Annotated in this window: 23 protein-coding genes; 11 read left to right on the top strand and 12 right to left on the bottom strand. The window is 73.0% G+C overall.

Annotated features, from left to right (window positions below; translation table 11 throughout):
* Window positions 1-71: 71 nt before the first annotated feature.
* The gene (locus tag ACWPXV_RS07150) at window positions 72-1,109 is read right to left on the bottom strand and encodes a 4-hydroxy-3-methylbut-2-enyl diphosphate reductase (protein WP_454084690.1); all 1,038 of its coding nucleotides are present in this window, start codon (window positions 1,107-1,109) and stop codon (window positions 72-74) included.
* A 154-nt stretch (window positions 1,110-1,263) separates the two neighbouring features.
* On the opposite strand from ACWPXV_RS07150, the gene ACWPXV_RS07145 reads away from it, so the two are divergent.
* Together ACWPXV_RS07145 and xseA are read left to right on the top strand one after the other, a co-directional pair.
* Complete coding sequence (locus tag ACWPXV_RS07145) at window positions 1,264-1,899, top strand: GNAT family N-acetyltransferase (RefSeq protein WP_454084588.1); 636 nt, start codon at window positions 1,264-1,266, stop codon at window positions 1,897-1,899.
* Window positions 1,896-3,131, top strand: a complete 1,236-nt coding sequence (gene xseA, locus ACWPXV_RS07140; RefSeq protein ID WP_454084587.1) for an exodeoxyribonuclease VII large subunit — start codon at window positions 1,896-1,898, stop codon at window positions 3,129-3,131. The genes ACWPXV_RS07145 and xseA overlap by 4 nt, the downstream gene beginning before the upstream one ends.
* A 21-nt stretch (window positions 3,132-3,152) precedes the next feature.
* Here the strand turns inward: xseA and adhE are convergent, their stop codons facing one another.
* Window positions 3,153-5,843 (bottom strand): bifunctional acetaldehyde-CoA/alcohol dehydrogenase, encoded by a 2,691-nt coding sequence (gene adhE / locus ACWPXV_RS07135; RefSeq protein WP_454084586.1) that lies wholly within the window; start codon window positions 5,841-5,843, stop codon window positions 3,153-3,155.
* A gap of 146 nt (window positions 5,844-5,989) precedes the next feature.
* Here adhE and ACWPXV_RS07130 point away from each other — a divergent pair, with 146 nt between their 5' ends.
* Window positions 5,990-6,205, top strand: coding sequence for an exodeoxyribonuclease VII small subunit (locus ACWPXV_RS07130; RefSeq protein WP_152191391.1), 216 nt, complete (start codon window positions 5,990-5,992; stop codon window positions 6,203-6,205).
* A complete protein-coding gene (locus ACWPXV_RS07125; RefSeq protein WP_454084585.1) occupies window positions 6,202-7,113 on the top strand; it encodes a carbohydrate kinase family protein in 912 nt (303 codons plus the stop codon). Before ACWPXV_RS07130 ends, ACWPXV_RS07125 begins: the two co-directional genes overlap by 4 nt.
* Window positions 7,114-7,263: 150 nt before the next feature.
* Here the strand turns inward: ACWPXV_RS07125 and ACWPXV_RS07120 are convergent, their stop codons facing one another.
* Together ACWPXV_RS07120 and ACWPXV_RS07115 are read right to left on the bottom strand one after the other, a co-directional pair.
* Window positions 7,264-8,640, bottom strand: a complete 1,377-nt coding sequence (locus ACWPXV_RS07120; RefSeq protein ID WP_454084689.1) for a PhoH family protein — start codon at window positions 8,638-8,640, stop codon at window positions 7,264-7,266.
* 314 nt (window positions 8,641-8,954) lie between these two features.
* Window positions 8,955-9,716: an isoprenyl transferase gene (locus ACWPXV_RS07115; protein ID WP_454084584.1), complete on the bottom strand. Its 762-nt coding sequence runs from the start codon at window positions 9,714-9,716 to the stop codon at window positions 8,955-8,957.
* A gap of 144 nt (window positions 9,717-9,860) precedes the next feature.
* On the opposite strand from ACWPXV_RS07115, the gene trhA reads away from it, so the two are divergent.
* Window positions 9,861-10,568: a PAQR family membrane homeostasis protein TrhA gene (gene trhA / locus ACWPXV_RS07110; RefSeq protein ID WP_454084583.1), complete on the top strand. Its 708-nt coding sequence runs from the start codon at window positions 9,861-9,863 to the stop codon at window positions 10,566-10,568.
* Between the two features lies 1 nt (window position 10,569).
* On the opposite strand, the gene ACWPXV_RS07105 is transcribed toward trhA, so the two are convergent.
* Both ACWPXV_RS07105 and mca read right to left on the bottom strand, forming a co-directional pair.
* Window positions 10,570-10,839 carry a hypothetical protein gene (locus ACWPXV_RS07105; protein WP_454084582.1) on the bottom strand — a complete coding sequence of 90 codons (270 nt, stop codon included), beginning with the start codon at window positions 10,837-10,839 and terminating at the stop codon, window positions 10,570-10,572.
* A complete protein-coding gene (mca, locus tag ACWPXV_RS07100) occupies window positions 10,836-11,708 on the bottom strand; it encodes a mycothiol conjugate amidase Mca (protein ID WP_454084581.1) in 873 nt (290 codons plus the stop codon). Before mca ends, ACWPXV_RS07105 begins: the two co-directional genes overlap by 4 nt.
* A 94-nt stretch (window positions 11,709-11,802) precedes the next feature.
* Between mca and ACWPXV_RS07095 the strand changes: the two genes are divergently transcribed.
* Both ACWPXV_RS07095 and greA read left to right on the top strand, forming a co-directional pair.
* Entirely contained in the window at window positions 11,803-12,219 is a 417-nt protein-coding gene (locus tag ACWPXV_RS07095) for a DUF4307 domain-containing protein (protein WP_454084580.1), read from the top strand.
* 175 nt (window positions 12,220-12,394) lie between these two features.
* Entirely contained in the window at window positions 12,395-12,880 is a 486-nt protein-coding gene (gene greA / locus ACWPXV_RS07090) for a transcription elongation factor GreA (RefSeq protein ID WP_454084579.1), read from the top strand.
* A gap of 62 nt (window positions 12,881-12,942) precedes the next feature.
* Here greA and ilvA read toward each other — a convergent pair whose 3' ends face one another.
* Both ilvA and ACWPXV_RS07080 read right to left on the bottom strand, forming a co-directional pair.
* On the bottom strand, window positions 12,943-14,160 hold the full coding sequence (gene ilvA / locus ACWPXV_RS07085; RefSeq protein ID WP_454084578.1) for a threonine ammonia-lyase: 1,218 nt from the start codon (window positions 14,158-14,160) through the stop codon (window positions 12,943-12,945).
* Window positions 14,157-15,515 carry an AI-2E family transporter gene (locus tag ACWPXV_RS07080; RefSeq protein ID WP_454084577.1) on the bottom strand — a complete coding sequence of 453 codons (1,359 nt, stop codon included), beginning with the start codon at window positions 15,513-15,515 and terminating at the stop codon, window positions 14,157-14,159. The genes ilvA and ACWPXV_RS07080 overlap by 4 nt, the downstream gene beginning before the upstream one ends.
* Window positions 15,516-15,668: 153 nt before the next feature.
* On the opposite strand from ACWPXV_RS07080, the gene msrA reads away from it, so the two are divergent.
* Window positions 15,669-16,358, top strand: a complete 690-nt coding sequence (gene msrA / locus ACWPXV_RS07075; RefSeq protein ID WP_454084576.1) for a peptide-methionine (S)-S-oxide reductase MsrA — start codon at window positions 15,669-15,671, stop codon at window positions 16,356-16,358.
* 135 nt (window positions 16,359-16,493) lie between these two features.
* Here the strand turns inward: msrA and ACWPXV_RS07070 are convergent, their stop codons facing one another.
* Window positions 16,494-16,898: an FKBP-type peptidyl-prolyl cis-trans isomerase gene (locus tag ACWPXV_RS07070; protein ID WP_454084575.1), complete on the bottom strand. Its 405-nt coding sequence runs from the start codon at window positions 16,896-16,898 to the stop codon at window positions 16,494-16,496.
* Window positions 16,899-16,907: 9 nt separating this feature from the next.
* Window positions 16,908-17,420 carry a MarR family winged helix-turn-helix transcriptional regulator gene (locus ACWPXV_RS07065; protein WP_454084574.1) on the bottom strand — a complete coding sequence of 171 codons (513 nt, stop codon included), beginning with the start codon at window positions 17,418-17,420 and terminating at the stop codon, window positions 16,908-16,910.
* A gap of 77 nt (window positions 17,421-17,497) precedes the next feature.
* Here ACWPXV_RS07065 and ACWPXV_RS07060 point away from each other — a divergent pair, with 77 nt between their 5' ends.
* Window positions 17,498-20,587, top strand: coding sequence for an efflux RND transporter permease subunit (locus tag ACWPXV_RS07060; protein ID WP_454084573.1), 3,090 nt, complete (start codon window positions 17,498-17,500; stop codon window positions 20,585-20,587).
* A gap of 52 nt (window positions 20,588-20,639) precedes the next feature.
* On the opposite strand, the gene ACWPXV_RS07055 is transcribed toward ACWPXV_RS07060, so the two are convergent.
* Together ACWPXV_RS07055 and ACWPXV_RS07050 are read right to left on the bottom strand one after the other, a co-directional pair.
* The gene (locus ACWPXV_RS07055) at window positions 20,640-21,611 is read right to left on the bottom strand and encodes an acetylxylan esterase (RefSeq protein ID WP_454084572.1); all 972 of its coding nucleotides are present in this window, start codon (window positions 21,609-21,611) and stop codon (window positions 20,640-20,642) included.
* Between the two features lie 86 nt (window positions 21,612-21,697).
* Window positions 21,698-22,582, bottom strand: a complete 885-nt coding sequence (locus ACWPXV_RS07050) for a Bax inhibitor-1/YccA family protein (protein WP_454084571.1) — start codon at window positions 22,580-22,582, stop codon at window positions 21,698-21,700.
* Window positions 22,583-22,835: 253 nt separating this feature from the next.
* Between ACWPXV_RS07050 and ACWPXV_RS07045 the strand changes: the two genes are divergently transcribed.
* Both ACWPXV_RS07045 and ACWPXV_RS07040 read left to right on the top strand, forming a co-directional pair.
* Window positions 22,836-23,786 carry an ABC transporter ATP-binding protein gene (locus tag ACWPXV_RS07045; protein ID WP_454084570.1) on the top strand — a complete coding sequence of 317 codons (951 nt, stop codon included), beginning with the start codon at window positions 22,836-22,838 and terminating at the stop codon, window positions 23,784-23,786.
* Window positions 23,783-24,640 (top strand): ABC transporter permease, encoded by an 858-nt coding sequence (locus tag ACWPXV_RS07040; RefSeq protein ID WP_454084569.1) that lies wholly within the window; start codon window positions 23,783-23,785, stop codon window positions 24,638-24,640. The genes ACWPXV_RS07045 and ACWPXV_RS07040 overlap by 4 nt, the downstream gene beginning before the upstream one ends.
* The last annotated feature ends 20 nt before the right edge of the window (window positions 24,641-24,660 follow it).

Here is a 24,660-nt window from a genome sequence, read left to right as displayed (position 1 = left end):
CGCGCGGTGCTAAGGGTCAGCCCCTACGCCACCGTAACCTACGGGTGCGTAACCTCGCGCGACGGGGTCCCTCAGAGCTGGACGGGCAGGGACCGGCGACCGCCACGGCGGGGGCGGTCCGGCTGGGCGCCGGTGGCCTTGAGGTCCGCGCGCAGGTTCTTCGGCAGGGAGAAGATGATGTCCTCCGTCGCCGTGCGCACCTCCTCGACCTCGCCGTAGCCGAGCTGCCCGAGGTGGGTGATGACGTCGCGCACGAGGATCTCCGGCACCGAGGCGCCGGAGGTGAGGCCGACCGTCGTCGCCCCCTCGAACCACGAGTCGTCGATCTCCTGGGCGCGGTCCACCCGGTAGGAGGCGCGGGCGCCGGCCTCGAGGGCCACCTCGACGAGCCGCACCGAGTTCGAGGAGTTCGCCGAGCCGACGACGATGAGGACGTCGCAGTCCGGCGCCATCTTCTTCACGGCGACCTGGCGGTTCTGGGTGGCGTAGCAGATGTCGTCGCTCGGCGGGTCCTGGAGGGCCGGGAAACGCTCGCGCAGCCGGCGGACCGTCTCCATCGTCTCGTCGACCGACAGCGTGGTCTGGGAGAGCCACACGACGTTCTCGGGGTCGCGCACGACGACCTTGTCGACCTCGTCCGGGGAGTTGACGACCTGGATGTGGTCCGGCGCCTCGCCCTGGGTGCCCTCGACCTCCTCGTGGCCGTCGTGGCCGATGAGGAGGATGTCCATGTCGTCGCGCGCGAAGCGCACGGCCTCCTTGTGGACCTTCGTCACGAGCGGGCACGTGGCGTCGATGGTCGCGAGGTTGCGGGCGGCCGCGGCGGCGTGGACAGCCGGGGAGACGCCGTGGGCGGAGAAGACGACGCGGGCGCCCTCGGGCACCTCGTCGGTCTCGTCGACGAAGATCGCGCCGCGGTCGGTGAGCGTCTCGACGACGTACTTGTTGTGGACGATCTCCTTGCGCACGTAGATCGGCGCGCCGTAGTGCTCGAGCGCCTTCTCGACAGCGTCGACGGCGCGGTCCACGCCCGCGCAGTAGCCGCGTGGCGCGGCGAGGAGGATGCGCCGGCCGGGGACGGCGGCGGCTCCAGGCGTGCGCGCAGGCACGGCGTCGGGGAAGGCGGACGCGCCGGCGAGGGACTGGACCTCGCGGCGGTCCGGCGCCTGGGCGCCCAGGGAAGCGTCAGAAGGCACGGTAGTCACATTGACAGGCTACGTCGCGGGGACGGGAACGTCTGCCCCCGGTGTCATGCTGTGAGCGATGCGACCCGATCTGGACATCGACGAGTACCGCCCGGCCGACCGTGCCGCGCTCTACGAGGTGTGCCTGCGCACCGGCGACCTCGGCGCGGACGCCGGCCCGGACTACGAGGACCGCGACCTCCTCGGGCACGTCTACCTGGGGCCCTACCTCGAGCTCGAGCCCTCGCTCGCCCTCGTCGTGCGCGACGCGGGATCCCGCGAGCCGCTCGGCTACGTCGTCGCGACGGCGGACACCGCCGCCTTCGAGGCCGCCTGCGAGGAGCGGTGGTGGCCGCCGCTGCGCGCGCACTACCGCGCCCACTCGCCCCGGCCGGGCAGCGCCGACGCACGGCTCGTGCGGATGATCGACGACGGCGTCCGCACCGACGGCGCCTGGCTCGCCGACCACCCCGCGCACCTCCACGTCGACCTCCTCGAGCCGGCCCGCGGCGGCGGCGCCGGCCGCGCCCTGCTCACCCGGCTGTTCGCGGCCCTGGAGGAGCGGGGCGTGCCCGGGGTCCACCTGGAGGTCGCGAGCGCCAACGACGGCGCGGTCGCGTTCTACCGGCGGCTCGGCTTCGCCGTGGTCGAGGAGCGCCCCGACAGCCTCGTCATGGCACGCCGGCTCGCGCCCGCCACGGAGGTGGCCTCGTGAGCGCCGCGCCCCTGCCCGAGCGGGCCGCCCTCACCACGCCGGACCAGCCGTGGCCGCTGCGGCTGCTCTCGGCGAAGATCGCCGAGTACGTCGCGCGGATGTCCCCGGTGTGGGTCGAGGGCCAGATCGTCCAGCTCAACCGCCGGCCGGGCGCCGGGATGGCCTTCCTCACCCTGCGCGACGCGGACGTCGACATGTCGATGACGGTGAAGATCTTCGCCCGTGACCTGCCGGAGGTGGCCGAGGGCTCGCGGGTCGTCGTCCACGCCAAGCCGGACTTCTACCAGAAGAACGGCTCGCTCTCGCTGCACGCCCGGGAGGTGCGCGCCGTCGGGCTCGGTGAGCTGCTCGCGCGGATCGAGCACCTCAAGGGGGTGCTCGCGGCGGAGGGGCTGTTCGCCGCTGAGCGCAAGGTCCCGCTGCCCTTCCTGCCCGGGGTCGTGGGCCTCGTGTGCGGCCGCGAGTCCAAGGCCGAGCACGACGTCGTCGTCAACGCCCGTGCCCGCTGGCCCGGGGTGCGCTTCGAGATCCGGGAGGTCGCCGTCCAGGGGCCGGGCACCGTCGCGCAGGTGAGCCGCGCGATCGCCGAGCTCGACGCCGACCCGTCCGTCGAGGTCATCGTCGTCGCCCGCGGCGGCGGCTCGGTCGAGGACCTCCTGCCCTTCTCCAACGAGCAGCTCGTGCGGGCCGCCGCGGCGTGCCGCACCCCGCTCGTGTCCGCCATCGGCCACGAGACCGACACCCCGCTGCTCGACCTCGTCGCCGACTACCGCGCCTCCACGCCCACGGCTGCCGCCAAGCGGATCGTGCCCGACGTCGCCGAGGAGCGGCGCGGGCTGCTCGCCGCCTGCCAGCGCCTGCGTGCCTCGGTCGCGGGGCGGCTGCACAGCGAGCAGGTGCGGCTGGACGCGCTGCGCTCCCGCCCGGTCCTCGCCGACCCGACGACGATGGTCACCGTGCGCGCGGAGGAGGTCACCCGCCTCACCGCGTCCGTGCGGCAGGCGACGACGGCGCTTCTCGAGCGGGACGCGGCCGCGGTCGAGTCGCTGCGGGGCCACCTGCGGGCACTGTCCCCGCTCGCCACGCTCGAGCGCGGCTACGCGGTCCTGCGCACGGCCGACGGCGCGGTGGTCCACGACCCCGCGGGGGTGGCGGAGGGCGACCTGCTCGACGCGCGGGTGGCCGGTGGCCGCCTCGAGCTCGAGGTCCGGGCGGGCCACCCGCACGCGTGAGTGCGGGCGGCCCGCGGACCGTCAGGCGAGCGCCTGCGCCTCCGCTGCGAGGCGCGCCTCTCGCACCTGCGTGAAGGAGGTGCCGTGGTACGCGGCCGCCATGAGGTCCTTCATGTCCTCGAGCATCGGCATGCGCGGGTTCGCAGGGGCGCACTGGTCCTCGTAGGACCGCATCGCGAGGTCGTCCAGCCCCTCGAGGAAGGCGCGTTCGTCGACGCCCTGCGCGGCGAAGGACGCGGGGATCCCGACCGCGGCCCGCAGCTCCTCCACCGCCCGGGCGTAGGACTCCACCCCCTCCTCGGCGGTCCGGGCCGGCAGTCCCAGGGTTTCGGCGATCTGGCGGAAGCGCTCGGGCGCCACGTAGGACTCGTACTTGGGCCAGCTCGTCAGCTTCGTGGGGACCGTCCCGTTGTAGCGGACGACGTGCGGGAGCAGGGTCGCGTTGGTCCGCCCGTGTACGAGGCCGAAGGTCGAGCCGACGGTGTGCGCCATGGCGTGGACGATGCCGAGGAAGGCGTTGCCGAAGGCCATGCCGGCGATCGTGCCGGCGTTGTGCATCTTCTCCCGTGCCTCCGCGGCCCGCGGGCCGCCGTTCACGGACTCGGCGAGGTTGGCGAAGATGAGCCGGATCGCGTGCAGCGCCATCCCGTCGGTGAAGTCGTTGGCGTAGACGGACACGTAGGCCTCGGTCGCGTGGGTGAGGGCGTCGAAGCCGGAGTCCGCGGCGAGCGAGGCGGGCATCTCCCCGGTGAGGGCCGGGTCGATGATCGCGACGGTCGGGGTGAGCGCGTAGTCGGCCAGCGGGTACTTCACCCCCGTCGCCGGGTCGGTGATGACGGCGAAGGGCGTCACCTCCGCACCCGTGCCGGACGTCGTCGGGATGCACACGAGCTTGGCCTTCTCCCCGAGGGCCGGGAACTTGAAGGCCCGCTTGCGGACGTCGAAGAACTTCTCGCGGATGTCGGTGAAGACGACGTCCGGGTGCTCGTACTGCAGCCACATGACCTTGGCCGCGTCCATCGGTGAGCCGCCGCCGAGCGCGATGATCGTGTCGGGCCGGAACTCCCGCATCGCGCTCGCCCCCCGCTCGACGGTCGTGATGGACGGCTCAGGCTCGACGTCGTCGATGATCTGGAGGGCGACCTTCCCCGGCCGGCGGCCGAGGACGTCCAGGACCCGGTCGACGAAGCCGAGGCGGGTCATCGTCGCGTCGGTGACGACCGTGACGCGGTGGACGTCGGGCATGTCCTCGAGGTAGCGGATCGCGTTGGCCTCGAAGTATGTCTTGGCCGGCACCTTGAACCACTGGAGGTTGTTGTTGCGCCGGCCGATCCGCTTGATGTTGAGGAGGTTGGCCGCCGAGACGTTGCCCGAGACGGAGTTCGCGCCGTAGCTGCCGCAGCCGAGGGTGAGTGAGGGCAGGAAGGAGTTGTAGATGTTGCCGATCCCGCCGAGGGACGCCGGGGAGTTCCAGATGACCCGCACGGCCTTGACCCGCGAGCCGAACTCCTCGACGGTGGCGCGGTCCTCGGTGTGCACGGCGGCGCTGTGGCCGAGCCCGTCGAGCTCGACCATCTGCTCGGCGAGAGTCATGCCGTGCTCCCGGTCCGCCGCGCGGAGCACGGCGAGCACGGGGCACAGCTTCTCGCGGGTGAGGGGCTCGCGGGGCCCCACACCGGAGGCCTCGGCGAGGATGATCGAGGTGTCGGCGGGAACGGTGAAGCCCGCCTGCTCCGCGATCCACTGCGGGCTGCGACCGACGACCGCCGCGTTGAGCCGCGCCCCGGAGCAGGCCGCGTCCCCCGCCTCCTCGCCGAAGATGAAACGTTCGAGCATCGCCTTCTCGGCCGGGGTGGTGCGGTAGGCGTGGAGCCGGGCGAACTCGGCGAGCGCGGCGTCGTAGACGGAGTCGTCGATGATGACGGCCTGCTCCGAGGCGCACACCATGCCGTTGTCGAAGGCCTTGGACAGGACGATGTCGTTGACCGCCCGGGGCAGCTTGGCGCTCGCCTCGATCCACGCCGGGACGTTGCCCGCGCCCACGCCGAGAGCGGGCTTCCCGCAGGAGTAGGCCGCCTTGACCATCGCGTTGCCCCCGGTCGCGAGGATCATCGCCACACCCGGGTGGTGCATGAGCTCGCGGGTGGCCTCGACCGAGGGCGCGCCCACCCACTGGATGCAGTGCTCCGGCGCCCCGGCGGCCACCGCGGCGTCCCGCACCACCCGTGCGGCGGCCACCGAGGACTCCTGGGCGGAGGGGTGGAAGGCGAAGATGATGGGGTTGCGGGTCTTGAGCGTGATGAGCGCCTTGAAGATCGCCGTCGAGGTCGGGTTGGTCACCGGCGTGATCCCGGCGACGACACCCACGGGCTCGGCGATCTCGACGATGCCGTTGAGCTCGTCGCGGCCGACGACGCCCACCGTCCGCATGCCCGACATCGAGTTCGTCACGTGCTCGCAGGCGAAGATGTTCTTCACCGCCTTGTCCTCGAACACGCCGCGGCCGGTCTCGGTCACGGCGAGGCGCGCGAGGACGCCGTGCTGGTTGAGGGCCGCCACCGACGCCTTCTTGACGATGCGGTCGACGTCCTCCTGGGTGAAGGACTCGTAGTCGGACGCGGCCCGCGCCGCGCGGGCGACGAGCCGGTCGATCTGCGGGCGCGGGCTGCTGCCCGCGTCGGTCTGTGCTGCGGGGGTCGTGTCGATGCTCACCGTGGGCTCCGTGGTCTCGGACTCGCGTGCTGACCGGGTCCCCGTCGACCCAGTTCCCACGCTAGGGACCGGTGCGCGTCGGTCACAGAGGCCAAGGTCCCGACGGCCGCCCGGGGCACGGCGCAGGCTCTGCCAAACTTGGGCGCATGAGCACACCCGACGTCGAGTCACTCAGCTACGAGCAGGCCCGCGAGGAGCTGCAGGACGTCGTCCGGCGCCTCGAGACCGGCGCGGCCACGCTCGAGGAGTCGATGCGCCTGTGGGAGCGCGGGGAGGCGCTCGCCGCCCGCTGCCAGCAGTGGCTCGACGGCGCCCGCGAGCGCCTCGCCAAGGCGCAGCAGGCGACGGAGGAGGAGAAGTGAGTGCGCCCCTCCTCGTCCTCGGCGAGAGCCTCATCGACATCGTCGACCGCACCGGTGAGGAGCCGGTCGAGCACGTGGGCGGCAGTCCGGCCAACGTCGCGGTCGGCCTGGCCCGGCTCGGCCACGAGGTCGAGCTGGCCACGTGGTTCGGGCGCGACGAGCGCGGGGACCGGGTGCGCGCCCACCTGGAGCGCGACGGCGTGTCCCTCGCCCCGGGGTCCGACGGCGCCGAGCGCACCTCCACCGCGCTGGCGCGCCTCGACGAGACCGGTGCCGCCGACTACGAGTTCGACATCACCTGCGACCTGCCGGACCTCGCCGGACGCGCCCCGCGCCTGGTCCACACCGGCTCGATCAGCGCCGTCCTCGAGCCGGCCGCCGCGCGCACCGCCCGCCTGCTCGACGTCGTCGCGGGCACGGCCACCGTCACCTACGACCCCAACGCGCGCCCCGCGATCATGGGCTCCGCCGCCGAGGCCCGGGCGAGGGTCGAGGCGCTCGTCGCGCGCTCCGACGTCGTCAAGGTCTCCGACGAGGACGTCGCCTGGCTCGCGCCCGGTGAGCCCGTCGCCGAGGTCGCGCGCGCGTGGCTGGCCCTGGGGCCCGCCGTCGTCGTCGTGACGAGGGGCGGCGAGGGCTCCGAGGCCTACGCGGCCGACGGCCTTGCCGTGAGCGTCCCCGCGCCGCGCACGACCGTCGTCGACACGGTGGGGGCCGGCGACTCCTTCATGGGCGGCCTCATCGACGCCCTCGTCCGCGCGGACCTCGTCGGCGCCGACCGTCGCGAGCGCCTGCACGCCGTCGACCCGGCGACGCTGCGGGCCGTGCTCGAGCGGGCCGCCGCCGTCGCCGCCGTCACCGTCTCCCGGGCGGGCGCGAACCCGCCCACCGCCGCCGAGCTCGACTAGCCGCCCCGCCCCGCCCCACCCTTTTTCGGGCCGAGAGCTGAGTTGTTCCGGGCTCGACTAACCCCAGCCCCGCCCCACCTTCGCGCCGAGAGCTGAGTTGTTCCGGCGGAACAACTCAGCTCTCGGCGCGAAGGGGGTGCGGGGTGATGGTCAGATGACGGGCGGGCCGTCCTCGAGGACCTCGGTGACGAGGGCGGCGATGGCCGAGCGCTCGGAGCGGGTCAGCGTGACGTGCGCGAAGAGCGGGTTGCCCTTGAGCATCTCGACGACGGCCGCGACGCCGTCGTGGCGCCCCACGCGGAGGTTGTCGCGCTGGGCGACGTCGTGGGTGAGGACCACCTTGGAGTTCTGCCCGATGCGGGAGAGCACCGTGAGGAGGACGTTGCGCTCGAGGGACTGCGCCTCGTCGACGACGACGAAGGCGTCGTGCAGCGACCGCCCCCGGATGTGGGTGAGGGGCAGCACCTCGAGCATCCCCTGGGCGAGCACCTCGTCCAGGACGTTGCGGTCCACGAGCGCCCCGAGGGTGTCGAAGACGGCCTCGGCCCACGGCCCCATCTTCTCGGCCTCGGTGCCGGGCAGATAGCCGAGGTCCTGGCCGCCGACGGCGTAGAGCGGGCGGAAGACGACGACCCTGCGGTGCTCGCGCCGCTCGAGGACGGCCTCCAGGCCCGCGCACAGCGCGAGGGCGGACTTGCCGGTGCCGGCGCGACCGCCGAGGGAGACGATCCCGATGTCCGGGTCGGTGAGGAGGTCGATCGCAACGCGCTGCTCGGCGCTGCGGCCGTGGACCCCGAAGACCTCCCGGTCCCCGCGCACGAGGCGCAGGCGGCCGTCCGGCGTCACCCGGCCCAGGGCCGAGCCGCGCCCGGAGTGGAGGACGACGCCCGTGTGGCACAGCTCCTCGGTGAGGTGGTCCGCCAGGGCGAGGCCCGCCGTCCCGAGCTGCTCCTCGCCCCACAGGGTGGCCATCTCCTCGTCGGTGAGGTCCGCCGTCGTCATCCCCGTCCAGCCGGAGGCGACGACCTGCTGGGCGCGGTACTCCTGGGCCGGGATGCCGAGCGCGGAGGCCTTGACTCGCATCGGCAGGTCCTTGGAGACGACGGCGACCTCGTGACCCTCGGCCGCGAGGTTGGCGGCGACGGACAGGATGCGGGTGTCGTTGTCGCCCAGGCGCAGGCCCGAGGGCAGCACCTCGGGGTCGGAGTGGTTGAGCTCGACGCGCAGCGTGCCGCCCGCGGTGCCGACAGGGACCGCGACGTCGAGGCGGCCGTGGCGGACGCGCAGGTCGTCGAGGAGGCGCAGCGCCGTGCGCGCGAAGTAGCCGAGCTCGGGGTGGTGGCGCTTGCCCTCGAGCTCGGTGACGACGACGACCGGCAGCACGACGTCGTGCTCGGCGAAGCGCCCGATGGCGTGCGGGTCGGAGAGCAGGACCGAGGTGTCCAGCACGTAGGTGAGGCGCACGGCGGTCTCGGACAGCTGCGCCTGGGCGAGGTCGGCGAGCGGGTCCGGGTGGGTCAGGGTCATGACGGTTCCCTCCGGCGCACCGGCGGTGGCCGTGCCGGGCGCGGTGAGTAGGGCGAGCGGCCTGCCGGCGGGGCCGGCGGCCCCTGCGAACGTCGCGTCCATCGGTGGGCCTCCCGGAGGGCGGCGGGTGTGCTGCCCGTCACACCCGACGCTAGGCCCGCACGCGCGGGACGTGCCCGCGACACTCCCGGGGGTGGCCGAAGTTCACCGAGAGTTCACCCGCCCCCAGATCCGGCATATGCGGGATCGATGCAGTGGCAATCGGCGAAAGACTGCATATATCCCGCATATGCGGGCAGGTGGGGGGTGGGGGGTCAGCGGCCGAGGCGGCGCTCGCGCTGGGTGTAGTCGCGCAGGCCGCGCAGGAAGTCGACGCGGCGGAAGTCGGGCCAGTAGGCCTCGCAGAAGTAGTACTCGCTGTGGACGCTCTGCCACAGGAGGAAGCCGCCCAGCCGCTGCTCACCGGAGGTGCGGATGACGAGGTCCGGGTCGGGCTGTCCCTTGGTGTAGAGGTGCTCGGCGATGCTCTCGACGCTCAGCGCCTCGGCCGCCTCCTCCAGGCTCAGCCCCTGCCCGGCGTAGGAGTGGAGCAGGGAGCGCACGGCAGCCGTGATCTCGTAGCGCCCGCCGTAGCCGACGGCGACGTTGACGTGCATGCCAGTCACGTGGGCCGTGCGCTCGACGGCGCGGGCCAGCCGGTCGGCCACGGCCTTGGGGAGCAGCTCCAGGGCCCCGACGACGCGCAGCCGCCACCGGCCGGAGTCGGCGAGCGTGTCGACGGCGGACGCGATGATCTCGAGCAGCTCGGCGACCTCGTCGGCGTCGCGCTGGAGGTTGTCGGTGGACAGCATCCACAGGGTGACGATCTGCACCCCGGCGTCCTCCGACCAGCCGAGCACCTCGGTGATCTTGTCCGCGCCCCTGCGGTGGCCGTGGGAGGCGGGGTTGCCCAGCGCCCGGGCCCAGCGGCGGTTGCCGTCGAGGATGACCCCGACGTGCCGCGGGGTGGCGGACCGGTCGAGCCGGCGGGCGAGACGGCGCTCGTACAGTCCGTACAGCAGGCGGTGGGGCCGCATGTCCTGGGGCACTCCTGACGACGGTGTGGGACGACGGGGTCAGGCTACTCCGACGGCGGGCACGGCACGGTGGTCCCGTCCACTACGCTGGCGTAAGTTACGGCAGCGTAGGTTGTCGCTCCGTCCCACGGAAGGAGGTGCCGGTTGGCACCCGACACTCCCCCCGCTCGTCGTGCCGTCGACGGGATCGCGGACTCCGCTGAGGCGGTCGCGGAGGCCGTCAAGCCGCGGCTGCGTGGCTGGATCCACGCCGGGACGGCGCCGCTGGCCCTCGTCGCGAGCATCGTCCTCGTCGCCCTCGCGCCGCCCGGCGCGGCCAGGGTCTCGACGGCGGTGTTCGGCATCTCCGCCGTGCTCCTGTTCGGCACGAGCGCGATCTACCACCGCGGCACGTGGTCCCCGCGCGCGGCCGCGCTGCTGCGGCGCCTGGACCACTCGAACATCTTCCTGCTGATCTCCGGCACCTACACCCCGCTGGCGGTCCTCCTGCTGCCGGCCTCCACCGCCCGGGTGCTGCTCACGGTCGTGTGGGTGGGCGCAGTCGCTGGCATCCTCATGCGGGTGCTGTGGCTGGGCGCCCCGCGCTGGCTCTACGTGCCGATCTACGTCGCCCTGGGGTGGGTGGCCGTGTGGTTCCTGCCGGACTTCTCCCGCGCCGGCAGCCCGATGATCATGTGGCTCGTCATCGCCGGCGGCGCCTGCTACACCCTGGGCGCCGTCGTCTACGGCACCAAGCGGCCCAACCCCAGCCCGCGCTGGTTCGGCTTCCACGAGATCTTCCACGTCGGCACGGTGGGTGGCTACTGGTGCCACTACGCCGCCGTCGCGCTCGCCGTCGCCGCGATCGCCTGACTCAGCGGCCCGGGCCGGCCTCCCGCTCCTCGGCCTTCGGCTCCTCGGCCTCGCGCTCCGTCCGGCGCCGGCCCTCGTGCTCGACCTTGCGCACGTGCTTGGTGAGCGAGCGGAAGAGCAGCCACCCGATGAAGGCGAGCACGAAGAAGGCGATGAAGCCGGCGAGGCCGGGCGTGACGGTGTAGATCGTCATCTCGGGGTCCGGCGCGGGCGGCGTCGGTGTCTCCGCGCTCAGCGCAAGGAGAAGCGGCGTGAGGAGGGTGGGGGTCACGCGCTCAGCCTACGCAGCCCCGCGAAGAGGTCGTCCTCGGGGATCTCCACCGGCACACGGGACTCGGCGAGCTCGAACTGCTCCACCGGCCACACCTCCCGCTCGACGTCCCGGGGCACCTCGAAGAAGAAGCCGTCGGGGTCGATCTGCGTGGCGTGGGCCCGCAGCGCCTCGTCGCGGCGGTCGAAGTAGTCCTCGCAGCGCACCCGGGTGGTGACGGTGCGCTGGGGGCGGGTCGCCGCCCGCTCGAGCCAGTCCTCGAAGGGCGAGACGAGCCCGCGCGCGTGCATGGCCTCGGAGATCGCCTTGATCCGGTCGAGGGAGAAGCCGACGTCGTAGTAGAGCTTGGACACCTCCCACGCCGGTCCGGCGTCGGGAAACTGCTCCGGGTCGGCGGCCGCGTGGAAGGCCGCGACGGAGATCTCGTGGGTGCGGATGTGGTCGGGGTGGGGGTAGCCCCCCTCCTCGTTGTACGTCGTCATCACGTGCGGGCGGAAGGTGCGGATCTCCCGCACGAGCGCCTCGACCGGCACCTCGAGCGGCTCGAGCGCGAAGCAGCCCTCGGGCAGCGGCGGGAGCGGGTCGCCCTCGGGCAGCCCGGAGTCGACGAAGCCGAGCCACGTGTGCTCGATCCCCAGCGCCTCCGCGGCCGCCGCCATCTCCCGACGGCGGTAGGCGGGCATGTCGGCGAGGATCGACTCGTCGTGGGCGAGCTTGGGGTTGAGGATGTCACCCCGCTCACCGCCGGTGCACGTCACCACCCGGACGCGGTGGCCCTCGGCCACGTACCGCGCCATCGTCGCGGCACCCTTGCTCGACTCGTCGTCGGGGTGTGCGTGCACCGCCATGAGGCGTAGCTGCTCGCTCACTGTGTTCCTCCTGATCTGGACCGGCATCGATTCTCGCCCGCCGCGACGCCCGGGGGCAACGCAGGTGACGAGAGCCATGGACGACAATGGGGGCGTGAGCACCCCTGACGACGAGCAGCGCGCCGCCCTCGAGGAGCGTTACGGAGCAGCGCCCGACGCCGCGACCCGGCGCCGTCGCCGTCTCGCCCTGGCCGTCGTCGCCGTCCTCGCGGTGGCGGCGTTCGTCGTCCTCGCCGTCGTCTCGACCGACGAGGCGGTGCGCACCGAGGGTGCCGCCTTCACCGTCCTCGACGACTCCGCCGTCGAGGTCACCTTCGTGGCCCACATGGAGCCCGGCACGACGGCGGAGTGCACGGTCCTGGCCCTGAACGGGTCCTTCGCGCAGGTGGGGGTGGCGCGCGTGCCCGTGGGCCCGGCGTCGGAGCGGACCACTCTCGTCACCGCACGCGTCGCCACCACCGAGCCCGCGACGGGCGCCCGGGTGGCCGGGTGCCGCGAGACGGGCTCCTGAGCCGCAAGAACCGGCACTTCAGACGTCCGCCTGACGGGATTTGCTATCCTGGCGCCATCGCCCCGCGCGGCGAGCAGCGCAGCGTCGCCCGTCGCGGCGAGTGTGTGCACCCGAAAGCCTCGGCCCGACCAGTGGCCGGGGCTCATGATTTTTTGTGTTGGATGGAGGAGGAGACGTGGCCGAGACAGCGACCACCTGGCTGACCGCCGAGGCGTACAACCGCCTCAAGGCAGAGCTCGAGCACCTGACGGGGCCCGGCCGCGCCGAGATCACCGAGCGCATCGAGGCGGCCCGCGCCGAGGGTGACCTCAAGGAGAACGGCGGGTACCACGCCGCCCGCGAGGAGCAGGGCAAGATGGAGGGCCGGATCGTCCAGCTCACCGAGCTGCTCCGCAACGCGCACGTCGGGGAGGCCCCGGCCGACGACGGCGTCGTCGAGTCCGGCATGGTCGTCACGGCCAAGGTCGCCGGCGAGCAGGAGGTCTTCCTCCTCGGCTCCCGTGAGGCCGCCCAGGACGTCGACGTCGAGGTGCTCTCCGAGCGGTCCCCGCTCGGCGCCGCGATCCTCGGCAAGAAGGCCGGCGACTCGGTGACCTACACGGCGCCGAACGGCAAGGACATCGCCGTCGAGATCGTCAAGGTCAAGCCCTTCACGGGCTGACCGAGCAACACCCGGGAGCGGGGTGCGGGTGGCTGCGGCCACCGGCACCCCGCTCCCGCGTTCTACGGCACGGACTGGAACAGGACGCCGTAGCCGGCGTCGCGCAGGGCCGTGACGACCTCGTGGCAGTGGTCGGTGCCCTTCGTCTCCACCTCGACGCCGATCCGCACCTCGGCGACACCGAGGTCGGCGGCCGTGCGGTCGTGCCGGATGCTCACGACGTTGCTGCCCGTGGCGGCGAGGACGCCGACCAGCCCGGCGAGGGAACCTGGCTGATCAGGGACACGGACCTCCATCTGGAGGTAGCGCCCAGCGGCCACGAGACCATGGCGCAGGATGCGGTGGAGCACGAGGGTGTCGACGTTGCCTCCGGACAGGACGACGACGACGGGCCCCTCGAGGCCCGCGGCCCCGTCGAGGAGTGCGGCCGCCCCCACCGCGCCGGACGGCTCGACGACGAGCTTGGCCCGCTCGCTGAGGACGAGCAGTGCACGCGAGATCGCCTCCTCGCTCACCGTCCGGACCTCCGCGACGTGGCGGCGCACGATCCCGAGCGTCAGCTCGCTGGGGACGGGGACGGCGATGCCGTCGGCGATCGTGCTCATCCGCTCCAGCGGCACCGGCCGCCCAGCGGCGAGCGAGGCGGGGAAGGCCGCCGCCCCGGCGGCCTGGACGCCCACGACCCGCACGTCCGCGCCGCGCGCGTGGACGGCCGCGGCGATCCCGGCGAGCAGTCCCCCTCCCCCGGTGGGCACGAGGATCGTGCGGACGTCCGGAACCTGGTCGAGGATCTCCAGGCCGATCGTCGCCTGGCCCACGACGACGTCGCGATGGTCGAAGGGCGGGATGAAGACCCGCCCGCTCGCCGCCGCCTCCCGCTGCGCGGCCACCAGCGCACCGGCGATGTCGGCGCCCTCCTGGCGCACCTCGGCGCCGTAGCCGCGGGTGGCCGCGAGCTTGGGCAGGGCAGCGCCCACGGGCATGTAGACGACCGCCGAGATGCCGAGCTCCCGCGCGGCGAGGGCCACGCCCTGCGCGTGGTTCCCGGCGCTGGCGGCGACGACGCCGCGTGCCCGCTCCTCCGCGCTGAGCCGGGACAGGCGCACGTAGGCGCCGCGCAGCTTGAAGGACCCGGTGCGCTGGAGGTTCTCGCACTTGAGGAGCACCGGCGTGCCCGCCACGCCGCTGAGCGCGCCGCTCCGCTCCACCGGGGTGCGGCTCGTGACGCCGCTCAGCAGGGCGGCAGCCTCCTCGACGTCGGCGTGGCTGATCTCGCTCACGGCGACGGCGACCCTCCCGCGCGCTCCTCGTCGTCCTCGGGCTCCCCGACGGTGACGGAGGCGGTCGCGGCGGCCTCGTCGTCGTCCTCGTCACCCTCGTCCGCGGCGTAGGAGTCGGCGATCGAGCGGAACAGCGTGCCCGGTGGCCCGCCCGGACGGTGCCAGTCCGTGGCGGCCCGGGGATGCTTGTCGTGGCCGTGGAGGTACAGGACCACGGTGTTGACGACGGCGGCGATCGGCACGGCGAGCAGCGCGCCGAGGATGCCGGCCACGCCCGTGCCCGCGGTGACGGCGAGCAGCACCGCCACCGGGTGGAGCGAGACGGCGTTGCCCATGAGCCACGGCTGCAGGACGTTGCCCTCGATCTGCTGCACGAGCAGGACGATGAGCAGCATGATGACGGCGGTCTGGACGTCCTGGTCGACGAGGGCGACGAGCACCGCGACCGCGCCGGTGACGAGCGCACCGACGATCGGGATGAACGAGCCGAGGAAGACGAGGATCGTCAGCGGCAGCACGAGCGGCAGACCGAGGATCGCGGCACCGAGGCCGATGCCGATGGAGTCGGCGAGGGCGACGAGGATCTGGGTGCGGGCGTAGCCGCCGAGGGTGATCCAGCCCCGGATGCCGGCCTCGTTGACGCGGTCACGCGTGCGAGCGGGGGCCAGGCGCACGAACCACTGCCAGATGCGCCGTCCCTCCCGCAGGAAGAAGAAGAGACAGAAGATCGAGATGAGTCCGCCGCTGACGATCTGCGTCACCGAGGTGGTCGCGGCAAGGGCCCCGGACACGAGGACGCCGGAGTTCGACTCGAGTGCCGACAGCCCCTCGTCGAGCCACGCCTGCACCTGGGACTCGTCGATGCCCAGCGGCCCGTCGGAGAGCCAGCTGACGAGCTCGCTGAAGCCCTGGGAGGCCTGGTCGGCGAGGTCGGTGAAGCCGGCGATCACCGAGCGGCCGGCCATCGTCAGCAGGCCGACGACGACGGCGAGCGTGCCGAGCAGCGTGATCATCGCCGCGAGCGTGCGCGGGACCCGCAGCCGCTTGCGCAGCCACGCCGAGACCGGGTCGAGGAGCACGGCGAGGAGGATCGCGACGACAAAGGCCACGACGACCGTCTTGAAGACGATGACGAGGTAGCCGACGAGGGCCGCCGCTGCGGCGATGGCGAGGACCCGCCAGGACCAGGCGGCCGCCGCGCGGACCGGGAGCGGGACGGCGAGCTCGGCGGAGTCGTCCTCACCGAGCCGCGACTCGTGGACCACGCGCGCGACCACCGGCGGCTCCTCGAGGGAGTCGCTGCGGCGGGCGGGGATCAGCCGGGAGAGCCACCCGGGAGGCGCGTTCTCGGACATGGACCCCGCAATCGACGTGGTGGACGAGCCGAGCCACAGCCTAGAGGACCGGCCTCAGCCTCCCAGGGAATACCCAGGTGGCCGTGGTGTTCTCACTAGGCGCCGGCTGCCGTCCCCCCGCGGCAGTCGGCGTCTCTCACTGCTGGAGGTCACATGTTCTTCCGTCCCGAGCCCCGCATGGTCACTACCGAGGAGGCGCTGCCCGGGCGCCAGGTCCCCGGCTTCACCGTGCCGGAGCGGCACGAGGTTCTCGGCACGCCGCTGCGCGGCCCCTGGCCCGAGGGCACCGAGGTGCTCTACGTCGCCATGGGCTGTTTCTGGGGCGCCGAGCGGATCTTCTGGAAGCTCGACGGCGTCGTGACGACGGCGGCCGGGTACCAGGGCGGCGTCACGCCCTACCCGACCTACGAGGAGGTGTGCACCGGCCGCACCGGGCACACCGAGGCCGTGCTCGTCGCCTACGACCCCGCACGCACCGACCCCGAGCGCCTGCTCAAGGCCTTCTGGGAGAACCACGACCCGACGACGCCGAACCGTCAGGGCAACGACGTCGGCACCCAGTACCGCTCGGCGATCTACTGGACGACGCCGGAGCAGCAGCGGGCCGCCGAGCTCACCGCCGAGGCCTTCGGGCGCGTGCTGGCCGACGCCGGCCACGGCCCGGTCTCCACCGAGCTGGCCCCCGCGGGCACCTTCTACCACGCCGAGGACTACCACCAGCAGTACCTGCACAAGAACCCGGGCGGCTACTGCAACCACGGCCCCAACGGTTTCAGCTGCCCCGTGGGCCTGCTGCGCCAGGACCAGGTCCCCTCCCAGCAGGAGGTCCTGCCCCCGGCCTGAGCCGGTCCCCGGCCCCCGGCCGACCCTACCCACACCCCACCCACACAGACTGTGCGCCCGTCGGGCCACCATGCTCCCGGTAGACGGGGAGCATGGGCACCCGGCGGGCGCATGCGTGACGGGGTGGGGCGCGGCCTACTCGACGCCGACGATGTCGACGACGAACACGAGGGTGTCCTCGCCGCCGATGCCCGCCTGCGGGACGCCGCGCGAGCCGTAGCCGTGCTCCGGCGGGATCGACAGCAGGACGCGCGAGCCGATCGCCTTGCCGACGAGGCCGTCGTCCCAGCCGCCGATGACCATGCCCATTCCGATGGGGAAGGAGATGGTCGAGCCGCGGGTGTAGGAGCTGTCGAAGACCGCGCCGTCCCAGACCTGCCCGTGGTAGTTGACGACGATGGTGTCGCCCGGCTCGACGGCCGCGCCGTCGCCGGCCTCGAGGACGGCCACCTGCAGGCCGTCGGGCGCCGGGGTGCCCGGGAAGGTGAGGGTCGGCTCGTCGCCGAAGGAACCGGACGCGATGGGGAGGTTTGCGCTCATCCCACCAGCCTACGGGGCGAGCCGCGGCCCGCCCGCGCAGCCGTCCGGCAGGCACCCGCCCTCGCGGGTCACCTTTGCTTCGACGGCCGCCCACATGGCCCCGAGGCCGCGCGCGAGAGCGCGGAGGTCCTCCGGGTCCAGCGTCTCGAGGATCTCCATCCCCACCCGCCACCCGGCGGCGTCGTGCTCGGCGACGAAGGCCTGCCCCGCTGGGCTCAGCGCGGTCAGCCGCACGCGTCGGTCGCGCGGGTCCAGACGGCGCTCGACCATGCCGCGCTCGACGAGCCTGTCGACGAGGCCGGAGACCGTGGGCATCGAGACGTCGAGGTGCCGGGCGAGGTCGTGCCCCCCGAGCGGCCCGTGCGTCGCGAGCAGGGCGACGAGCTTGAGCTGCTGCATCGTCAGCGTGGAGCCGAGGATCGGGCCGAGCTGCTCGTGGACGAAGAACTTCGCGACCATCTCCCCAGCCGTCCTCACCTCGTCGATGAGGCGGTCGTGCTCGCTCGGGCGCTGGTCGGTCACGCGTGTTACCTTACTTCGGGTTTGCCTAAGTATCTGGCCGACCGTCACTCTACTCCACGCCGTCAGACGGAGACCTCGTGTCGTCACTCGCCCGGTTCAGCCTTGCCAACCGCGCCCTCGTCGCCCTCGCCACCGTGCTCGCCGTCCTCGGCGGGCTGTGGGCGACGACGACGCTCAAGCAGGAGCTCATCCCGCCCCTGGACCTGCCGATCGTCGGTGCGGTCACGACCTACCCGGGCGCCTCGCCGGAGGTCGTCGAGCAGCAGGTGAGCGACGTCGTCGAGCAGGCCGCGGGCGTCGTCGCCGGGCTGGAGGGCACGACGTCGACGTCGAGCGCCGGCTCCTCCGTCGTTCTCCTCGAGCTCGCCTACGGCACGGACGTCACCAACGCCCAGCAGGAGTTCCAGGCCGCGATCACGCGGCTGGAGCCGGTCCTGCCGGAGTCGGCCGACACCCAGGTCATCAGCGGCGGCATCGACGACCTCCCGGTCATCCAGCTCGCCGCTGCGACGAGCGGGGACCAGGAGCAGGCCGCCGAGGTGCTGCGCACCGTCGTCGTGCCCGAGCTCGAGCGCCTCGAGGGCGTGCGCGACGTCCAGCTCAGCGGCGTCCAGGACCGCTTCGTCCGCATCGACGTCGACCCCGCCGCCCTCGCGGAGGCCGGTGTCGACCCGACCGCGATCGCCGACGCGCTGCGCGCCAATGGCGCCGTCGTGCCGGGCGGCACGATCACCGAGGACGACCGCACCCTGTCCGTGGAGACCGGCGCCCGCCTCACCTCCGCCGAGGACGTCGCCGCGCTGGCCGTCCCCACCGAGGCCGGTCCCGTCCTCGTCGGTGACGTCGCCGAGGTGAGCGCCGAGCGCTCCGCGGCCACCTCCTTCAACCGCACCGACGGCGACCCGAGCTTCGGCCTGGCCGTCACCAAGACCCCCGACGGCAACACCGTCGACGTCTCCCAGGAGGTCCAGGACCTCCTGCCCGAGTTCGAGGCGGCCCTCGGCGAGGGCGCCGCGATCACCGTCGTCTTCGACCAGGCGCCCTTCATCCAGGACTCGATCAAGGACCTCGCGACCGAGGGCCTGCTCGGTCTCGTCTTCGCCGTCGTCGTCATCCTGCTCTTCCTGCGCAAGTGGCGGCCCACCGGCGTGACGGCCCTGTCCATCCCGCTGTCGCTCATCGTCGCCCTCATCGGCCTGCGGACGGTCGGCTACACGCTCAACCTCTTCACGCTCGCCGCGCTCACGGTGTCGGTCGGGCGCGTCGTCGACGACTCCATCGTCGTCATCGAGAACATCAACCGGCACCTGTCCTACGGCAAGCCGCGCCGGGAGGCCATCCTCGACGCCGTGCGCGAGGTCGCCGGGGCCATCACCTCGGCGACGATCGCGACCGCCGCCGTGTTCGTCCCGATCGGTCTCGTCGGCGGCATGGTCGGTGAGCTGTTCCGGCCCTTCGCCTTCACCGCGGCCCTGGCGCTGCTCGCCTCGCTCTTCGTCGCGCTGACGATCGTCCCGGTGCTCGCGTACTGGTTCGTCCGCGGCCCCAAGCCCGGGGAGGACCTCGACGCGGTGCGGGCGGCCGCCGAGGAGAAGGAGCGCTCCGGCGCCCTCCAGCGCACCTACGTCGGGACCCTGCGCGCGGCCCTCGCCCGGCCGTGGGTCGCGGTGCTCGTCGCCGTCGCCGTCCTCGGCGGCACGGTGGGCCTCGCCACCCAGCTCGAGACCGAGTTCATCGGCGACACCGGCCAGAACACCCTGACCGTCACGCAGGCGCTGCCGGCGGGCACCTCGCTCGAGGCCGCCGACGCCGCCGCGCAGGAGGTCGAGGAGGTCGTCGCCGGCCTCGACGCCGTCGACACCTACCAGGTGACCGGTGGGTCCGGTGACTCCGCCATGGCCTTCTTCGGGGCGGGCGGGGAGACGACCTTCTCCATCACCCTCGACCTCGAGGCCGACGCCGTCGCCGTCGAGGACGAGCTGCGCTCGCGCCTCGAGGAGCTCGACACGGCGGGCGAGCTCACCGTCACCACGGGCATGGCCGGCTTCTCCGGCAGCCTCGAGGTCGTCGTGAGCGGCGCCGACGGCGAGGACGTCCAGTCCGCCGCCGCGGACGTCCTCGCGGCCGTCGAGGGCATCGAGGGGACGACCGACGTCGCCTCCAACCTCGCCGCCGAGCTGCCCACGCTGCTCGTCGACGTGGACCGCGAGGCCGCCGCCGCACTCGGGCTGAGCGAGGCGCAGATCGGGCAGACCGTCTCCACCGCCCTCCAGGGCACGACGGTCGCCTCGATCAACACCGAGTACGGGCGCAACGACGTCGTCATGGACGTCGGCGAGACGCCGAGCACCCGCGAGGAGCTCGCCGCGCTGCCGCTCACCACCCCGCTCGGCCCGGTCCCCCTCTCCGAGGTGGCCGAGGTCCGCGAGGTCGAGCAGCCGGTCTCCATCACCCGCGCCGACGGGCTGCGCAGCGCGACCATCAGCGCGACGTCCACCGCCTCGGACCTCGGCAGCGTGACGAGCGAGCTCCAGGCCGCCGTCGACTCCCTCGACCTGCCCGACGGCGTGGCCGCCGAGGTGGCCGGCGTCAGCGCCGAGCAGGAGGAGGCCTTCGCCAACCTCGGCCTGGCTCTGGCACTGTCGATCGCCATCGTCTACCTCGTCATGGTCGCGACCTTCAACTCCCTCGTGCAGCCGCTCATCCTCCTCGTCTCGGTGCCCTTCGCGGCCACCGGCGCCGTCGGAATGCTCGTCGTCACCGGGAGCCCGCTCGACGTGCCGGGCCTCATCGGTGCCCTCATGCTCGTCGGCGTCGTCGTCACCAACGCGATCGTCCTCATCGACCTCATCAACCAGTACCGCAAGCAGGGCATGCCGCTGGAGCAGGGCATCGTCGAGGGTGGCCGCCACCGGCTGGCGCCCATCCTCATGACGGCCGCGGCCACCATCGCCGCGCTCACGCCGATGGCGATCGGTGTGACGGGCGGGAGCGCCTTCATCTCCCAGCCGCTCGCGCTCGTCGTCATCGGCGGTCTCATCACCTCGACGCTGCTCACCCTGCTGCTCGTGCCGGTGCTCTACCTCCTCGTCGAGCGCCGCCTGGAGAAGCAGCGAGCCAAGCGGGTCGAGAAGCAGCCCGACCTCGTCGCGGCCGCGGCCGGCTGACCAGTGGAACGACGAGAGCCGGGCACCCCGTGGTGCCCGGCTCTTGCCGTTCTCATCCCAGCCGCGCGGCGAGCCAGCCCAGCTGGCGCTCGCGCTGGAACTCCGTGCCGCCCTCGTGCTCGTTGAAGGGGTAGACCTCGATGTCGACCTCCCCGCCCCAGGCGTTGGCTGCGGCGTAGACGGTGGACGGCGGGCAGACCGGGTCCATGAGGGCGACGGAGTACAGCGCGGGCGACTGCGCGCGCCGGGCGTGGTTGACGCCGTCGACGTAGGACAGCGTGCGGAATGCGTCCGCGACGCGGTGCCGGTGCGCGGACAGGTAGGTGCGCACCTCCGCGAAGGGCCCGGCGGGCGCGAGCTCGACGCCGCGGCGGATGTGGGACAGCCACGGCACGTCCGGCATCGCGGCGGCGACGTCGACGAGCCCGGCGACGGCGGTGGTGATCGCCCCGCCCTGGCTCACGCCGGTGACGGCGACCCGCTCCGGGTCCACGCCCGGCAGCGCGCGCACGGCCTCGACGGCGCGCACGCCGTCGGTGTAGACGCGGCGGTAGTAGTGGTCGTGGGGGTCCTCGATCCCGCGGGTGAGCGTGCCGGGGGCCGCCACGCCCGCGCCGGCCGGGTCCGGGGTGGCGCCGAAGCCGTTCGTGGGCGCGGTGCCCTGCCCGCGGGTGTCCATGACGACGGAGGCGTATCCGGCGGCGGCCCAGGTGAGGCGGGAGTGGGCGAAGCCGCGTCCGCCGCCGTAGCCGATGTACTCGACGACGGCGGGCAGCTGCTCGTCCCCGCGCCCGGCGGGCCGCAGGTACCAGCCCTTGACGCGGTGGCCACCGAAGCCGGAGAAGGTGAGGTCGTAGGCCTCGATGACGCTGAGGTGGGCGTCCACGGGAACCGCCTCGACGGCGAGGTCGTGGACGCGGGTCTCGGCCAGGGTCCGGGCCCAGAAGGCGTCGAAGTCGGCCGGCTCCGCGACCTCCGGACGGTAGTGGGGCAGCTCGGCGGCGTCGATGTCGAAGAGGGGCACGGCCGGAAGCCTAGCGCCCCTCCCGGAGACGCCGAGAGCCGGATCCCGCGGCAGGGATCCGGCTCTCGGGACGAGGCAGGGCTGGGTCAGTCGCCACCGCGGAGGATGGCGAGGAGACGCAGGAACTCGAGGTAGAGCCACACGAGCGTGACGATGAGACCGAAGGCGGCCGACCACGCGAAGCGCGCCGGCACACCGTTCTCGACACCACGCTTGATCGCGTCGAAGTCCATGATGAGGCAGATCGCGGCCAGGCCGACGGCGAAGACGCCGACGATGACGCCGAGCGGGATGCCCATGATCTCGACGCTCGAGCGCAGGCCGAAGGCGGAGTCGCCGGAGCCGAAAAGCATGATGCCGAGGTTGACCAGCGAGAACAGCGCGTAGCCGACGAGCGCGATGAGGACGAAGCGGGTGAGCTTCGGGGTCACGCGGACCGCACCGCTGGAGAAGAGCAGGAGGGTGGCGACGAAGGTGGCGCCGGTCGCGAGGACGGCCTGGAGGACGATGCCCGGGTAGATGGTCTCGAAGACCATCGAGATGCCACCGAGGAAGAGGCCCTCGGCCGCGGCGTACACGGCGATGAGCGCCGGGCTCGGCTCCCGCTTGAAGGCGTTGACCAGGCCGAGCACGAGACCGATCGCGAGGCCGCCGTAGGTGGCGAGCGGGTTGCCGCCGAGGACGAACCAGTTGAGCGCGCCCATCGCGACGACGAGCGCGAGGAGCCCACCGGTCTTGATGATGACGTCGTCGTAGGTCATCCGGCCCGTCTGGGCGGGGCCGGCGGCCGGCTGCTGGTAGGCCTGCTCGAGGTGCTGCACCGGGTAGGGGTCAGCCACCGGCGGCTGCTGGTAGGTGGTCCCGCCCTGCGGCGCGTAGCCGGGGTGTGCGGGGTAGCCGTTCGGGGTCGTCGCCCGCTGCTGCCGGCGCTCGCCGAAGTACGGGCTGTTCTCGAAGACTGGATTGCTCACTCAGTGCCTCCTGGTCGCAGCGCGGGCACGTGCCGACGCCATGGTCTGTCAGCGGCCCATCCTATGGGGGTGCCGATGGGGCGGCCCGCACCTGCACAACGTGCGCTGCCCCTGCGGTGTTCCCTGCTCGTGCGCGTGGTGGAGGCACTGCTCCCCCGCGAGCGGGAGGGCGCCGGGCGCAGATCTCCCCCTTCGGGTCGTCGCGGTGCACCCCCGCCGACCTCTACGGTGGAGGCCGGACAAGGAGGTACGCATGATCGAAGCCCACGAGCTCACCAAACGGTACGGGGACAAGACCGCCGTCGACCGGGTGAGCTTCACCGTGCGACCGGGCACCGTCACCGGCTTCCTCGGCCCCAACGGCGCCGGGAAGTCGACGACGATGCGCATGGTCGTCGGACTGGACCGCCCGACGTCGGGCACGGTCACCGTCAACGGCCGCCCGTACGCCGAGCACCGCACCCCGCTGCGGGAGGTCGGGGTGCTGCTGGACGCCAAGGCCGTGCACACCGGCCGCTCGGCCTACCAGCACCTGCGCGCCCTCGCCGCCACGCACGGCATCCCGACGGCCCGGGTGCACGAGGTCATCGAGATGACCGGTCTGCAGGCGGTGGCCCGCAAGCGGGTGGGCGGCTTCTCCCTCGGCATGGGCCAGCGGCTGGGTATCGCCGCCGCCATGCTCGGTGACCCGCGCACCCTCATCCTCGACGAGCCCGTCAACGGCCTGGACCCCGAGGGCGTCAAGTGGGTGCGCACGATGGTGCGCCAGCTCGCCGCCGAGGGGCGCACGATCTTCCTCTCCTCCCACCTCATGAGCGAGATGGCCCAGACCGCCGACCAGCTGCTCGTCATCGGGCGCGGGCGGATCATCACCGCCGGGCCGGTTCAGGAGATCATCGACGCCACCCGTGGCGTCACCGTGCGGGTCCGCTCGCCGCGGGCGAGCGAGCTCGGGGACCTCCTCGCCAGGGGCGGGGCCTCCCTGCGTGCTGCCGAGCCGGGCCTCATGGAGGTCACCGGCCGCACCGCGGAGGAGATCGGCGACCTCGCCGCATCGTCCGGCATCCCCCTGCACGAGCTGACGCCGGTCCGCGCCTCCCTCGAGGACGCGTACATGACCCTCACCCAGGACGAGGTCGAGTACCGCTCCGAGCCGCAGCACGGCAACGGCACCTCCACCCGCACCGAAGGAGCTGCCCGATGAGTGCCACCACCTCCGCCACCACCCCGACCGTCCCGGTCCGCCCGGTGGGCATGGGTCGCGTCCTGCGCTCGGAGTGGATCAAGCTCTGGTCGCTGCGCTCGACCTACTGGACCATCGCCCTCACGCTGCTCGCGATGCTCATGCTCGCGGTGCTCATGGCCTTTGCGGCCGGCGCCGTGGCGTCCGAGGGCCTGACACCCGACGAGGTCGGGCTGGACGGGCTCACGGTGCTCGGCACCGCCTACGGGATGGCCCAGCTCGTCATCGCCGTCCTCGGCGTCCTCGTCGTCACCGGGGAGTATTCCACCGGGATGATCCGTTCCTCGCTCACCGCTGTGCCCACCCGGCTGCCGGTGCTCGTGGCCAAGGCGGTCCTCGTCGCCGTCGTGTCCTTCGTCGTCGGCGTCGTCGGGATCGCCCTCGCGTACGTCGTCACCATGCCGATGCTCGCCGACGCCGGTGGCGCCGCGGACCTCGGCGACCCCGACACCCTGCGGATGTTCTGGGGCACCGGGCTCTACCTCGCCGCCGTTGGCCTCTTCGGCCTGGCGATCGGCACGCTCGTGCGCCACTCGGCAGGCGCGATCGCCGTCGTCGTCGGGATCCTGCTCATCCTGCCCACCGTCCTCCAGGTCGCGATGAACGGCCTGGACTGGCTGCGGGACCTCTACCCCTACCTGCCGACGACGGCGGGCGAGCGGATCATCACCGTCGGCGGTCCCTCCGAGGACATGATGGGAATGCCGGGCATGCCCGAGATGCTCGACCCGTGGGTCGGCTACGGGGTCTTCCTCGCCTACGTCGCCGTGGCCCTGCTCGCCGCGGCGGCGCTCCTGCGCCGCAGAGACGCCTGAGCGCCCGGAGCCACCTCGGC

This window comes from Georgenia sp. Marseille-Q6866, from assembly GCF_965111665.1.
The sequence above is the reverse complement of the archived record's forward strand: the minus strand, read 5'-3'. Positions and strand labels throughout refer to the sequence as shown.